Consider the following 13,752-nt stretch of genomic DNA (forward strand, 5'->3'; position numbering starts at 1 on the left):
TTCTCCGACTTCCTTTGTGAGGCTCACGCGTGTCTGCCCCCCACATCGCCGCCGAGGGCGTGACCAACCCCTCGATCGACGACCTGCTCACCAAGACCGACAGCAAGTACCAGCTGGTGCTCTACAGCGCCAAGCGCGCCCGGCAGATCAACGCCTACTACTCCCAGCTGGGCGAGGGTCTCCTGGAGTACGTCGGCCCCCTCGTCGACACCCACGTGCAGGAGAAGCCGCTCTCGATCGCCCTGCGCGAGATCAACGAGGACCTGCTCACCTGCGAGCACGTCGACCCGGCCGAGCTCGCGGCGCAGGAGGCGGCCCAGGCCGCCGCCCAGGCCGACACCGGCACCCCCACCGCCTGACCCGTCCCGGTGACTGACCAGGCCGACCCGGCCGACGACGCCGCCCCGCTCACGCGGGCGCGGCCTCGTGTCGTGCTCGGGGTCAGCGGCGGCATCGCCGCCTACAAGGCGTGCGAGCTGCTGCGCCGGCTGAGCGAGACCGGTCACGACGTGACGGTGGTGCCGACCAGGGCGGCGCTGGAGTTCGTGGGCGCCCCCACCTGGGCGGCGCTCTCCGGGAAGCCGGTCGCCGCCGACGTGTGGACCCGGGTCCACGAGGTGCCGCACGTGCGTCTGGGCCAGCAGGCCGACCTGGTGGTGGTGGCCCCGGCCACCGCCGACGTGCTCGCCCGCGCCGCCCACGGGCTCGCCGACGACCTGCTCACCAACACCCTGCTCACCGCGCGGTGCCCGGTGGTCTTCGCGCCCGCCATGCACACCGAGATGTGGGAGCACCCCGCCACGCAGGCCAACGTGGCCACCCTGCGCTCGCGCGGCGCCCTGGTGCTGGAGCCGGCCGAGGGCCGGCTGACCGGCCGGGACACCGGCAAGGGCCGGCTGCCGGATCCGGCGGAGATCTTCGAGGTGGCCACCCAGGTGCTGGCCCGCCCCGACCTGGCCCCGGACCTGGCCGGGCGGCGGGTGGTGGTCTCCGCCGGCGGGACCCGCGAGCACCTCGACCCGGTCCGGTTCCTGGGCAACAGCTCCTCGGGTCTGCAGGGCTACGCGCTCGCGCGCGCGGCCCTGGCCCGCGGGGCCGAGGTGACGCTGGTCAGCGCCAACGTGGCGCTGGCCGATCCGGCCGGCGCCCGCGTGGTGCACGTCTCCAGCACCGAGGAGCTGCGGACGGCGATGCTCGAGGAGAGCAAGTCCGCCGACGTGCTGGTGATGGCCGCGGCCCCGGCCGACTTCCGGCCGGCGAGCCGCACCAGCCAGAAGATCAAGAAGGCCGCCGACGGCTCCTCGCTCCAGCTCGTGCTGGAGCAGAACCCCGACATCCTCCACGAGCTCGCGACCCGGCGCGCCCGGCCCGAGTCGGTGGTCGTCGGCTTCGCCGCCGAGACCGGCGACAGCACGGGTTCGGTGCTGGACCTCGGCCGGGCCAAGCTGGCCCGCAAGGGCTGCGACCTGCTGGTGGTCAACGACGTCAGCGGGGGGTCGGTCTTCGGGAGCGCCGAGAACGAGGTCGTGATCCTCGGGTCCGACGGCTCCGCGCGACCGGTGGAGCGCTCCTCCAAGACCGACGTGGCCCATGCGATCTGGGACGAGGTCGTCCGGCGATTCACCGTGTGAGACAGCCGTCTTGCATGCTGGGCCGCCTCTAGTGTTGCCGCATCAACCTCAAGGGAGAGTGACTTCGTGGCTGGACGACTTTTCACGTCCGAGTCGGTGACCGAGGGTCATCCGGACAAGATCGCTGACCAGATCAGCGACTCGGTGCTCGACTACCTGCTCGAGCACGACCCGGAGAGCCGGGTCGCCGTCGAGACGCTGCTGACCACCGGTCTCGTCGTGGTCGCCGGGGAGGTCACCACCAAGGCCTACGCTCCCGTCGCCCAGCTGGTCCGCGACCGGGTGCTGGCGATCGGCTACGACAGCTCCGACAAGGGGTTCGACGGCCGCTCCTGCGGGGTCCAGGTGGCGATCGGCTCGCAGTCGCCCGACATCGCCCAGGGCGTCGACGACGCCTACGAGGAGCGCCACGACCAGTCGACCGACGAGCTGGACCGTCAGGGCGCCGGGGACCAGGGGCTGATGTTCGGCTACGCCTGCGACGACACCCCCGAGCTGATGCCGCTGCCCATCACCATCGCGCAGCGGCTCGCCGAGCGTCTCTCCACGGTGCGCAAGGACGGGACGCTCCCGCACCTGCGTCCCGACGGCAAGACCCAGGTCACCATCGAGTACGACGTCGACAACCGCCCGGTGCGGGTCGACACGGTGGTGCTCTCCACCCAGCACTCGGAGGACACCGACCTCAGCAAGCTGGAGCGCGAGATCCAGCAGCACGTCATCGACCCCGTCCTCGCGGGCTTCGACATCCCGTCCGAGGGCTACCGGATGCTGGTCAACCCCACCGGCCGGTTCGTCATCGGCGGGCCGATGGGCGACGCCGGGCTGACCGGGCGCAAGATCATCATCGACACCTACGGGGGGATGGCCCGCCACGGCGGAGGAGCCTTCTCCGGCAAGGACCCCTCCAAGGTGGACCGCTCGGCCGCCTACGCCATGCGGTGGGTGGCCAAGAACGTCGTCGCGGCCGGCCTGGCGCGTCGCTGCGAGGCGCAGGTCGCCTACGCGATCGGCAAGGCGGCCCCGGTCGGGGTCTTCATCGAGACCTTCGGCACCGGTGTCGTGGACGACGAGAGGATCCAGCAGGCCGTGCTCGAGGTCTTCGACCTGCGGCCCGCCGCCATCATCCGCGACCTGGACCTGCTCAAGCCGAAGTACGCGCAGACCGCCGCCTACGGGCACTTCGGTCGCGAGCTCCCCGGCTTCACCTGGGAGGTCACCGACCGCGCCGACGCCCTGCGGGCGGCGGTCGGTCTCTGAGGCGACAGCCCGCACGCCCGGGCGACCGGGACCGTGGGTGGTGCCTGATAGACATTCGCTCATGAGCGAGCGCGAGGCCGGGCAGCCGGAGATGCTGCCCGGCCTCCGTGCGTCCGTGGCCGAGGCGCGCGCCCGCACCCGGGCCGACGGGCGGCGCCGGGCCGCGGAGGCCGCGCCGGCCGAGGTCGACCCGGTGGCCAAGGTCCTCGTCGACGTCCCGCTCGCCCATCTCGACCGGCCCTTCGACTACTCGGTCCCGGTGGCGATGGCCGAGACCGCGGTGCCGGGTGCCCGGGTCAAGGTGCGGTTCGCCGGTCAGGACGTCGACGGCTTCGTGGTCGAGCGGGCCGCCTCCAGCGAGCATCCCGGCCGGCTCGCCCCGCTGCGCCGGGTGGTGAGCGCGGAGCCGGTGCTCAGCCGTGAGGTGGCCGAGCTAACCGCCCGCCTCGCCCACCGCTATGCGGGCGCCCGGGTCGACGTGCTGCGCCTCGCCGTGCCTCCTCGGCACGCCACCACCGAGAAGGCCCCGTCGTCCCCACCGTCGCCGCCGCCCCCGCTGGACCTCCCGCGCGCCCTCGAGGCGTGGTCGGGGCAGGGTCACGGGCATCGGCACGTCCTGGAGGCCCTGGCCCAGGCGAAGGCGCCTCGTGTCGTGTGGCAGGCCGCGCCCGGCACCGCGTGGCCACGGTTGGTGGCCGAGGCCGCCGCGGTGACCCTGTCGGCCGGGCGTGGGGTGCTGGTCTGCGTCCCCGACCACCGCGACGTGGCCCGGGTCTCCGACGCGCTCACCGCTGCGCTGGGGGAGGGCCGGCATGCGGTCCTCACCGCCGACGGGGGGCCGGCGCGCCGCTACGCGGCGTTCCTGTCGGTGGCCAGGGGCGAGCGCCGGGTCGTGGTCGGCACCCGCTCCGCCGCCTTCGCGCCGGTGCGCGACCTCGGCCTCGTCGTCATCTGGGACGACGGCGACGACCTCCACGCCGAGCCGCGCGCCCCCTACCCGCACACCCGCGAGGTGCTGCTGACCAGGGCCGAGCTGGAGGGCGCCGGGGCGCTGGTCGGCGGGTTCGCCCGCACCTGCGAGGCCGAGTACCTACTGCGCACCGGCTGGGCGCGGCCGCTGGTCCCGGCCCGGGAGACGGTCCGCGCCGCGGCCCGGGTCGACGTGGTGCCGGCAGAGGAGCGGGGAGTGCCCGCCCGGATCCCCGGCGTCGCGCAGGCGATGCTGCGGCGCGCCCTGGCTTCGGGGCCCGTCCTGGTCCAGGTGCCTCGCGCCGGCTGGGCGCCGTCGCTGGCCTGCGAGCGGTGCCGGACCCCGGCCCGGTGCGCGGCGTGCCGGGGGCCGCTGGAGCTGGCGGGCAGCACCCAGGCCCCGCGCTGCCGCTGGTGCGCGCGGCGGGAGGAGCGCTGGTCCTGCGGCGAGTGCGGTCACCGTGGGCTGCGGGCACCGGTCGTCGGTCGCGACCGCACGGCCGAGGAGCTCGGGCGCAGCCTGCCCGGCGCGACGATCCGCAGCTCCGGGGGAGACCGGGTGCTGGCGGGCGTCGGCTCACGTCCCGAGGTCGTGGTCGCCACCCCGGGTGCGGAGCCGCCGGCCGCCGACGGCTACGCCGGGGTGCTGCTCCTGGACACCTGGATGCCGCTGGGCCGCACCGACCTGCGCACCGACGAGGAGGCGCTGCGCCGCTGGATGGCGGCCGCCGGCCTGGTCCGCCCGGGCGGCCACGTGATGGCCGTGGGCGACCCCGCCCACCCGGCCCTCCAGGCGCTCGTGCGCTGGGATCCGGCCGGCTTCGCCGACCGTGAGCTGGAGACCCGGGCCCAGGCCCACCTGCCGCCCGTCGTCCGGCTCGCCACGATCACCGGCGAGCCCGGGGCGGTGGACGACGCCCTCACCCTGCTGTCGCTCCCCGAGGTGGCCGAGGTGCTGGGGCCGGCGCCGGTGCCGGCCCCCGTGGGCGCCTCTCCGGGCGCCGAGCGGGCCGCGGCGTCGACCGAGGTCCGGCTCGTGGTGCGCGTGCCGCGGGCTCTCGGGGCTGAGCTCTCCGAGGCGCTGGGTGAGCTTCAGCGGGTGCGCTCGGCCCGCAAGCTCCAGGCGGTGCGCGTCCAGGTCGACCCGCACGAGCTCTGAGCGCGTCCCGGGGCGCCGACGCCCAGGGCTCCTCCCGCTCGGGCTCCGCTCACTTGATCCACTGCATGCTGGCCTCCCGGGCGGCCTCCACCTGCGAGCCGGTCTGGCGGCGGGCCATCCGGCGCAGCACCACCGGGGTGAGCAGGGCGCCCACCACGGCCCAGGTCCCGAGGACGGCGACCGACTCCAGGGTGCGCCAGCTCTCGGCGACCTCCAGCTGCGCCGCCGAGTCCGGCAGGAAGGCGGAGCGCAGCCCGAGCGCGATCCAGTAGACCGGGAAGACCTGGGCCACCACCTGCACCCAGCCCCAGAGGGAGTCGAGGGGGTAGAGCACCCCCGAGATCCCGATCAGCAGCAGGACCGGCAGCATCCCCCAGGTCCCGAGCTTCTGGGGGCTGGGCACCAGGCCGCCCAGGATCATGCCGAGCGGCAGGGTGGCCGCCAGCCCCAGCAGGACCACCCAGCCCACCGTCAGCCAGCCGGCCGGGTCGCTCATCAGTCCTTCGAAGAGCAGGAAGCTCGGCACCAGGATGACGAGCATCTGGGGCACCAGCCCGAGGGAGTGGAAGAGCAGCTGACCGGCGAAGTAGCCCCGCAGGCCGTGCGGCACCGCCTTGTGGCGCAGCAGGGTGCCGTCCTCCTTCTCCATCGCCAGGCTGCCGGCGGGGCCGATCACCATCCCGAAGCAGATCAGTGCCCCCAGCAGGCTGGGCAGCAGCACGGTGGGAGCCAGGAGGTCGGTGCCGGCCACCTGCTCGTCGCGCTGGGTGAAGAGGTAGCCCACCGTGGCCACGGCGCTGAAGAGGTAGAACCCCTGGTCCTGGGTGCTGCGCAGGCTCTGCACGAACTCGACCCACCCGCGTCGGAGCCCGAGACGGTAGGCGTGCAACGAGGGGCTCACCGGGCCACCTGCGCGAAGAGCTGGGCGGCGGCGGCCTGCTGGCCCGACTCGTGGCGGTGGACGAGCGCCAGGTAGGCCTCCTCGAGGCTGGCCCGGCGCACCTCGAGGTCGGTCAGCCGGTCGCCGTGCTCGGCGAGGAGGGCGCGCACGTAGGCGGTGGCGTCGCTCACCGCGGCGCTGCCCGCGACCCCGTCGACCCGCCACCGCACGGTCGCCTCGTCCGCCGCGCGGCGGGCCAGCCCGTCGACGGTGTCGTCGGCGGCGATGCGGCCCCCGGCCAGCACCAGGACCCGGGTGGCCAGCTTCTCCGCCTCGGCGAGGTCGTGGGTGGTGAGCAGGATGGTGGTGCCCTCCGCGGCGGCGAGACGCTGGATCAGGTCGTGGAAGTCGCGGCGGGCCTGGGGGTCGAAGCCCGTGGTGGGCTCGTCCAGGAAGAGCAGCTCGGGTCGGCCCACGATGGCGGCCGCGACGTCCAGGCGCCGGCGCTGGCCACCGGAGAGGGTGCTCAGCTTGCGGTCCGCGTGCTCGCTCAGGCCCACCGTCTCCAGCAGCAGCTCGGTGTCGTGGGGCCTCGGGCGGTCCGGCCGGGAGAAGGGCGCGTAGAAGCGACCCAGGTGCGTCAGCAGCCGACGCGGGGTCCACCGCGGGTGGTCGCGCCAGGACTGCAGCACCACGCCGGTGCGGGCACGCCAGTCCTCCGGGGCGGTCGCCGGGTCGTGCCCCAGCACCCGGACCTCGCCCGCGGAGCGGAGGCGGAACCCCTCGAGGATCTCGATCGTCGTGGTCTTCCCGGCTCCGTTGGGCCCCAGCAGGCAGACCACCTCGCCGGCGTGCACGGTGAAGTCCACGCCCGCCAGCACGTCGTGGTCGCCGTAACGCATCCGCAGGTCCCGGACGTCGATCACCGTCGCCATCTCGCTCCCTCCCTGAAGCCGGGCACAGTCTTGCACCGATGGGACACCGCCCCCGGCGTCGTTCGTAGACTGGGGGCTTCCCCCACCCGAGGAGCGCATGTCCGTGGCAGTCCAGCCCATCCGCCTGTTCGGTGACCCGGTCCTGCGCCGGCCCGCCCTGGAGGTCGACGCCTTCGACAAGGAGATCCGGACGCTGGTCAAGGACCTGACCGACACGATGCTCGCCGCTCCCGGCGCGGGCCTCGCCGCTCCCCAGATCGGGGTCGGGTTGCGCGTCTTCACCTGGAACGTCGAGGGCGAGGTGGGCCACCTGATCAATCCCACCCTGAGCCTGTCCGAGGAGATCCAGGACGGCCCCGAGGGCTGTCTCTCCCTGCCCGACCTGACCTTCGACTGCCGCCGCGCGCTGCGGGTGGTGGCGCAGGGCTTCGACATGCACGGCGAGCCGGTGCGCGTCGAGGGCTCAGACCTCCTGGCCCGCGCCATCCAGCACGAGACGGACCACCTCGACGGCGTCCTGTTCATCGACCGCCTGGACGCCGAGGCCCGCAAGGCCGCCATGCGGGCGATCCGCGAGTCCGACTGGTTCGGCCTCGAGCAGCCCGTCGTCAAGGTCTCACCCCATCCCACGAACGGATTCGGTTTCTGAGCATGCGCCTCGTCTTCGCCGGCACCCCCGAGGTCGCCGTCCCCGCCCTGGAAGCCCTGGTCGCGTCGGACCACGAGGTCGTCGGCGTCGTCACCCGTCCCGACGCGCCCGCGGGCCGGGGACGCAAGCTCGTGGCGAGCCCGGTCGCGCAGCGCGCCGAGGAGCTCGGTCTTCCGGTGCTCAAGCCCGCCCACCCGCGCGACCCGGAGTTCCAGGAGGAGCTGCGGGCGCTGCGACCCGACTGCTGCCCCGTGGTGGCCTACGGCGCGCTGCTGCCGCAGTCCGCGCTCGACCTGGTGCCGCACGGCTGGATCAACCTGCACTTCTCGGTGCTGCCGTCCTGGCGGGGTGCGGCCCCGGTCCAGCACGCCATCTGGGGCGGCGACGAGGTCACCGGCGCGACCACGTTCCGGATCGTCAAGGAGCTGGACGCCGGCCCCGTCTTCGGGGTGATGACCGAGCGGATCCGTGACGACGACACCGCCGGCGACCTGCTGGCCAGGCTCGCCGAGGGCGGTGCCGGGCTGCTGGTGCGCACCCTGGACGGCATCGAGTCCGGCGAGCTCGAGGCTCGCCCGCAGCAGGCCGAGGGCGTGACCTTCGCCCCCAAGATCACCGTCGAGGACGCCCGGGTCGACTGGACCGAGCCCGCCGTCGCCGTCGACCGCCGGATCCGGGCGTGCACGCCCGGTCCCGGCGCCTGGAGCACCCACGAGGGGGAGCGGATCAAGCTGGGTCCGGTCCGCCCGACCTCGGGTCGCGAGCCGCTGGCGCCCGGCGTGGTCGAGGTGACCAGGCAGGCCCTCTTCGTCGGCACGGCGACCGACCCGGTGCAGCTGGACCGGGTCAAGCCGTTCGGCAAGAAGGAGATGGCGGCCGCGGACTGGGCGCGCGGCGCGCGGCTCGACTCCGGGTTCCGTCTGGGCGATCCTGTCTGACATGACCTCTGCGGACGTGCCCGGGACCGACGCCGGACGACCGGCGCGTCCCGAGGACGTCGACGAGATCTGCGCGGCACTGCCGCAGACCGAGCTCGGCATCACCTGGGTGGACGTGCCGAGCTGGAAGGTGCCGCGCGGCGACAAGGGGCGCGGCTTCGTGCTCTACCGCCGTCCGCACCACTCCGCCATCGACCCGGAGACCGGGGAGATGTACGACGACCTCCTGGTCGTCGTCACCGCGGACGCGGGGGAGAAGGCCGCGCTGGTCGAGGATCCCGCCAACCCGTTCTTCACCATCGAGCACTTCAGGAGCACCAACGCCGTGCTGGTCCAGCAGTCCAGGCTCTGCGAGCTCACCCTCGCCGAGCTGCGCGAGATCCTGACCGAGGCCTGGGCGTGCCGCGCCCCGCGGCGCCTGGTCAACGCCCTGCGCGCCGGGGAGCAGCTGGATGGCTGACCCCCGTCAGGGCCGCGGACGACGTCCCGGTGGCCGTCCGCCGCGCGCCGGGAAGTCCGCCGACCCGGCCCGCCGGGCGGCGCTGGCGGTCCTCACCGCCGTCCGCGTCGACGACGCCTACACCAACCTCGTCCTGCCCTCGGTGCTGCGGAGCCACGGGCTCACCGGCCGCGACGCCGCCTTCACCACCGAGCTGGTCTCCGGGACCCTGCGCCGCCGGGGCACCTACGACGCCGTCCTGGCGGCCTGCCTGGACCGGCCGCTGGCCAAGGTGCAGGCGAAGGTGCTCGACGCGCTCCGCCTCGGCGCCCACCAGCTGCTCTCGATGCGGGTGCCGTCCCACGCCGCGATCAGCAGCACCGTCGACCTGGTCCGTGACTCCGCCGGCCAAGGGGCGGCGGGCTTCGCCAACGCCGTGCTGCGCCGCGTCGCCGAGCACGACCTGTCCGCCTGGGTCCGCCAGGTCGCTCCCGACCCGGTGCGCGACCCGCACGGCTTCGCCTCGGTCGCGTACTCGCACCCCCGCTGGGTGGTCGACGCGCTCGGCGAGGCGCTGGCCCGCAGCCCGCGCACCGAGGCGGCGACCACCACCGCGGACGAGCTCCAGGCGCTGCTGGCGGCCGACAACGAGGCGCCGGCCGTCTGCCTGGTGGCCCGGCCCGGGCGCGCCGACCGGGCCGAGCTCCCCGGCACACCGACCCCGCTCTCGCCGTACGGCGTGGTGCTGGACGGTGGCGACCCCGGGGAGGTGCCGGCGGTGGCGCAAGGACGGGCCGGGGTCCAGGACGAGGGCTCGCAGCTGGTCGCGCTCGCCCTCTCCCGGGCGCGGCTCGACGCCGCACCGGTGGCGCAGGAGCGGTGGCTCGACCTCTGCGCGGGGCCCGGCGGCAAGTCCGCCCTGCTCGCCGCGCTCGCCGCGACCCGGGCCGGTGGCGACCCCGCGGCCGTGCCCGCCCGGCTGCTGTCGGTGGAGCGCCAGCAGCACCGGGCCCGCCTGGTGCGCCGGGCCCTCGACGGTGCCGAGGGGTCCCTCGGGGTGCTCACCGCGGACGGGACCGTGCCGGCCTGGCGCCCCGGCTCTTTCGACCGGGTCCAGGTCGACGTGCCCTGCACCGGCCTGGGTGCCCTGCGCCGGCGGCCGGAGTCTCGCTGGCGCCGCCGTGCCGCCGATCTCGACGGGCTGGTCGAGCTCCAGCGCGCCCTGCTCGACCGGGCCGTGGAGGCGGTACGGCCGGGCGGGGTGGTGCTCTACTCCACCTGCTCCCCGGTGCTCGCCGAGACCGCGGGGGTGGTCGAGTCGGTGCTGGAGCAACGTGACGACGTACGGCTGGGCGACCTGGCCCCGCTGCTGCCGGAGGTGAGCGACGGGGTCGGCCCGCTGCCGGGGAGCGTGCAGCTGTGGCCGCACCGGCACCGCACGGACGCGATGTTCATGGCGCTGCTGGAGCGGACTCACTGAGCCTGCCGGGAGGGCGCCGCCGCGCTAGCCTGCTGGGCGTGCCCCCTGGAAAGCCGCCCGCCGTCGAGCTCGAGGTCGACGACCGCACTGTCCGGATCAGCAACCCCGACCGGGTCTACTTCCCCGCCAGCGGAGCCACCAAGCTCGACCTCGTCGAGTACTACCTCAGCGTGGGCCCCGGCATCGTCAGCGCGCTCGAGGAGCGGCCGTGCATGCTGCACCGCTTCCCCAAGGGCCTGGCGGGCGACAAGGTGCACCAGAAGCGGCTGCCCGCCGGGGCGCCGCCCTGGGTGGAGACCGTCGAGCTCTACTTCCCCCGGTGGAAGCGGACCGCCGACGAGCTGTGCGTCACCGAGCTGGCCCAGGTGATCTGGGCGGTGCAGATGTCGACGGTGGAGTTTCACCCGTGGAACAGCCGCCGCGCCGACACCGAGAAGCCGGACGAGTGGCGGATCGACCTGGACCCGGGCCCCGCCTCCGACTGGGCCCAGGTGCGCCGGGTGGCGCACGTCGCCCACGAGGTGCTCGACGAGCTCGGTGCGACCGGCTTCCCGAAGACCAGCGGCGGCAGCGGGATGCACGTCTACGTGCGGATCACCCCCGACCACGGCTTCGCCGACGTGCGGCGGGCCGCCCTGGCGTTCGCCCGCGAGGTCGAGCGCCGCGCGCCCCAGGACGTGACGACCGCCTGGTGGCGCAAGGACCGGGACCCCGGCGCCCTCTTCGTGGACTACAACCAGAACGCCCGCGACCACACCATCGCCGCCGCCTACTCGGTGCGCGGGGTGCCCGAGGCCCGGGTCTCGGCACCGATCCGCTGGGACGAGGTCGACGACGCGGAGCCGGACGACTTCACGATCTTCACCGTGCCCGCCCGGTTCGCCGAGATCGGCGACCTGCACGCCTCGATCGATGAGGAGGTCTTCGACATCGCCCCGCTGCTGGAGTGGGCCGACCGGGATGAGGCGGCGGGTGCGGAGCCACCCGCGGAACCGGACTGAGCCGCACCTACGATGGGCGCGTGGGTATCCAGATTACGCCGAGCATCCTCAACGCCGACCTCGCCGCCCTGGGAGCGGAGGTGGGCCGCATCGGCAGCGCCGACTGGGTGCACGTGGACGTGATGGACAACCACTTCGTCCCCAACCTGACCCTCGGGCTGCCCGTGGTCGAGAGCCTGGCCAAGCACACCGAGCTGCCCCTCGACGCGCACCTGATGATCGAGGACCCGGACCGCTGGGCGCCGGCGTACGCCGAGGCCGGCTGCGGCTCGGTCACCTTCCACGTCGAGGCGGCGAAGGCCCCGGTGCGTCTGGCCCGCGAGATCCGGGCGCAGGGCGCCCGGGCCAGCATGGCGCTCAAGCCCGCCACCCCGGTCGAGCCCTACGAGGCCCTGCTGCCCGAGCTGGACATGCTGCTGATCATGACGGTGGAGCCGGGGTTCGGGGGACAGAAGTTCCTGGACCTGTGCCTCCCCAAGATCCGCGCGGCGCGAGCCCTCATGGACAAGCATGGCGTCGAGACCTGGCTCCAGGTCGACGGCGGCGTCAGCCTGGAGACGATCGAGCGGTGTGCCGAGGCGGGGGCGGACGTCTTCGTGGCCGGCTCCGCCGTCTACTCCGCCGCGGACCCCGACCGGATGGTCCAGGAGCTGAAGGCTCGCGCGACGGCAGCCTCCGGGCGCCCCTGAGGCGACCCGCACAGAGCCGGTCCGGTCATGCTCGGCCGGGCCGTGGCCCGGTCTCGCACCGCTTGAGCACCTCGGCGGAGCATCGGTCCCGCCTCGCGCCGCCGTCGGCCACGTCGTGACCCGGTCCGCCGACGAGCCGGTCCTTCCGCGGGCCCCCTTCGAGACGGTCGTTGCCGGGTCCGCCGAGCAGGCTGAAGGTGTTCCGGTCGCACGAGGAGAACCACCGGAACTCCCCGGACTTGGCCGCCTTGAGCCGATCCCCGCCGCTGCGTCCCGTCAGGGCGCCCGAGCAAGCGCCCATGTACAGGTCGTTCGCCCGGTCTGTCCCGGCGAGCTCGACGTGGTCGCCGAGGGCGAAGGCGTCCTCGAAGCCGTTCAGCTCGCCCTCGGACGTCGTGGTCCCCGTGGCCCGGTAGCCGCCGGCCCGCATGTCCCAGACGAACGAGCCGGGGGAGTAGAGCCGCACGTCGAAGAGGTCCCGTCCGGGACCGGCGTCGACGACGCTGCCCTGGGCCGGGAGCCAGCCCGCGACGCTCAACGTGTCGTCGCCGTCGCCGAGCCCGCCGGTGACCAGGACGTTCTCCCCGAGGTAGCTGACGGAGTCGTCGCCGGCCGAGCCCACCAAGGTCAGCTCGCGCGGCGTGGCGTCGTCGGTGGCGAGGTGGAAGCGGTCGAGGTCGCTCCACGCGGCGACGAGGCTCCCCGCCTCCACGAGCTGCCCGGCGGCATGGTCGAGGATCGTCGCGCCCGCCGCCAGGTCGCGGAGGAACAGGTCGTCGCCCCGACCACCGACGATCGAGCCACCCGCCGCCCACGTCCCTGCGTGAACGAGCCTGTCGGCTCCCGCCCCGAGGTCGACGACGTCCGCGTTGGGCTGCCCCGGGCTGCCGCTGTTGACCTGGTCCTGGCCGCCCCCGCCGGAGATCACGTCCGGTTCGGTGTCGACGGCGATGTACTCGCCCGCCTCGAGGATCCAGGCGCCCCCGGAGACGATGTCCCTGCCGGGCCCTCCCTCGAAGCGGTCGGTGCCCTCCCCGAGCGACGCGGAGATGTTGCGGCCCGGAGCGCCGGTGCCGTCCACCACGTCGTCGCCCGGTCCGGCGTCGACGGAGACGAGGTCTCCCCGGAGGCGTTCTTCGTAGCGGTCGCGGCCGATCACGCAGATCACGTCGTCGCCGCCGTAGGTCTCCACGTCCCTGGCACCGTCGACGAGCACCACGTCGGGACCTTCGGTGCCCCGCACGGTCCCGGTGGTGGCGTAGATCGTCACGGGCAGTCCGCGGCAGGTCCTGCCGACTGCGCCGCCGACTGCGCCGTCGGCTGCGGTGCCGGCGGTCGGGGCCAGCAGCGTCGTGGCGACGAGCGCGGCGGTCAGCAGGACGGGCGTACGGCGCATGGGTCCCCCAGGGTGGTCGTGCAGCGAGCCTGAACGGTAGCGGTCCGCGCCCCGGTCACGCGTCCGTTCGCCCCGCAGCCCTGGACGCGCGCGCCTCGCCGCTCCGGGTGTGTGGCACAGTTGGGTCCGCAAGAGCAAGAATGAGAGCTCGCGTGCTCTGGGGGCGGTGAAACTCCGCACCGGCGGTGACTGGACGAGGTGCGCCTCGTCCGGAAGTCCGCGACCCGGCCACTGCCAGTGGCCGGTTGACCAGGTGAGATTCCTGGACCGACGGTCAAAGTCCGGATGAGAAGACGCACGCAGGTCTCGCAGAGCAGACCCCCTTC

General features: G+C 74.2%; 13 protein-coding genes and 1 riboswitch. Of the genes, 10 read left to right on the top strand and 3 right to left on the bottom strand.

What is annotated here, in order from left to right; genetic code table 11:
- The first annotated feature begins 29 nt into the window (after window positions 1–29).
- The 4 genes from rpoZ to AC4BG9_RS06030 all read left to right on the top strand — a co-directional run bounded on the left by rpoZ (window position 30) and on the right by AC4BG9_RS06030 (window position 5,019).
- On the top strand, window positions 30–359 hold the full coding sequence (rpoZ, locus tag AC4BG9_RS06015; protein ID WP_490570167.1) for a DNA-directed RNA polymerase subunit omega: 330 nt from the start codon (window positions 30–32) through the stop codon (window positions 357–359).
- 9 nt (window positions 360–368) lie between these two features.
- Entirely contained in the window at window positions 369–1,631 is a 1,263-nt protein-coding gene (gene coaBC, locus AC4BG9_RS06020) for a bifunctional phosphopantothenoylcysteine decarboxylase/phosphopantothenate--cysteine ligase CoaBC (RefSeq protein WP_490570168.1), read from the top strand.
- A 66-nt stretch (window positions 1,632–1,697) separates the two neighbouring features.
- Window positions 1,698–2,891 carry a methionine adenosyltransferase gene (metK, locus tag AC4BG9_RS06025; RefSeq protein WP_490570169.1) on the top strand — a complete coding sequence of 398 codons (1,194 nt, stop codon included), beginning with the start codon at window positions 1,698–1,700 and terminating at the stop codon, window positions 2,889–2,891.
- Window positions 2,892–2,952: 61 nt separating this feature from the next.
- On the top strand, window positions 2,953–5,019 hold the full coding sequence (locus AC4BG9_RS06030; protein ID WP_490570170.1) for a primosomal protein N': 2,067 nt from the start codon (window positions 2,953–2,955) through the stop codon (window positions 5,017–5,019).
- 49 nt (window positions 5,020–5,068) lie between these two features.
- Here AC4BG9_RS06030 and AC4BG9_RS06035 read toward each other — a convergent pair whose 3' ends face one another.
- A complete protein-coding gene (locus AC4BG9_RS06035) occupies window positions 5,069–5,920 on the bottom strand; it encodes an ABC transporter permease (RefSeq protein WP_490570171.1) in 852 nt (283 codons plus the stop codon).
- Window positions 5,917–6,834: an ABC transporter ATP-binding protein gene (locus AC4BG9_RS06040; protein ID WP_490570172.1), complete on the bottom strand. Its 918-nt coding sequence runs from the start codon at window positions 6,832–6,834 to the stop codon at window positions 5,917–5,919. The genes AC4BG9_RS06035 and AC4BG9_RS06040 overlap by 4 nt, the downstream gene beginning before the upstream one ends.
- A gap of 97 nt (window positions 6,835–6,931) precedes the next feature.
- On the opposite strand from AC4BG9_RS06040, the gene def reads away from it, so the two are divergent.
- From def to rpe, 6 genes are read left to right on the top strand one after another with little or no spacing between them, the layout of a single operon-like run.
- Window positions 6,932–7,483: a peptide deformylase gene (gene def / locus AC4BG9_RS06045; RefSeq protein ID WP_490570173.1), complete on the top strand. Its 552-nt coding sequence runs from the start codon at window positions 6,932–6,934 to the stop codon at window positions 7,481–7,483.
- Between the two features lie 2 nt (window positions 7,484–7,485).
- On the top strand, window positions 7,486–8,421 hold the full coding sequence (gene fmt, locus AC4BG9_RS06050) for a methionyl-tRNA formyltransferase (protein WP_490570174.1): 936 nt from the start codon (window positions 7,486–7,488) through the stop codon (window positions 8,419–8,421).
- Between the two features lies 1 nt (window position 8,422).
- A complete protein-coding gene (locus AC4BG9_RS06055) occupies window positions 8,423–8,881 on the top strand; it encodes an MmcQ/YjbR family DNA-binding protein (RefSeq protein WP_490570175.1) in 459 nt (152 codons plus the stop codon).
- A complete protein-coding gene (locus tag AC4BG9_RS06060) occupies window positions 8,874–10,340 on the top strand; it encodes an RsmB/NOP family class I SAM-dependent RNA methyltransferase (protein ID WP_490570176.1) in 1,467 nt (488 codons plus the stop codon). Before AC4BG9_RS06055 ends, AC4BG9_RS06060 begins: the two co-directional genes overlap by 8 nt.
- 38 nt (window positions 10,341–10,378) lie before the next feature.
- On the top strand, window positions 10,379–11,341 hold the full coding sequence (ligD, locus tag AC4BG9_RS06065) for a non-homologous end-joining DNA ligase (RefSeq protein ID WP_490570177.1): 963 nt from the start codon (window positions 10,379–10,381) through the stop codon (window positions 11,339–11,341).
- Window positions 11,342–11,361: 20 nt separating this feature from the next.
- Window positions 11,362–12,030, top strand: a complete 669-nt coding sequence (gene rpe / locus AC4BG9_RS06070) for a ribulose-phosphate 3-epimerase (protein WP_490570178.1) — start codon at window positions 11,362–11,364, stop codon at window positions 12,028–12,030.
- 25 nt (window positions 12,031–12,055) lie between these two features.
- Here rpe and AC4BG9_RS06075 read toward each other — a convergent pair whose 3' ends face one another.
- Window positions 12,056–13,426, bottom strand: coding sequence for a hypothetical protein (locus tag AC4BG9_RS06075; RefSeq protein ID WP_490570179.1), 1,371 nt, complete (start codon window positions 13,424–13,426; stop codon window positions 12,056–12,058).
- Window positions 13,427–13,574: 148 nt separating this feature from the next.
- A riboswitch (FMN riboswitch) is annotated at window positions 13,575–13,729 on the top strand.
- The last annotated feature ends 23 nt before the right edge of the window (window positions 13,730–13,752 follow it).

Source organism: Nocardioides sp. Z40_12, from assembly GCF_058215795.1.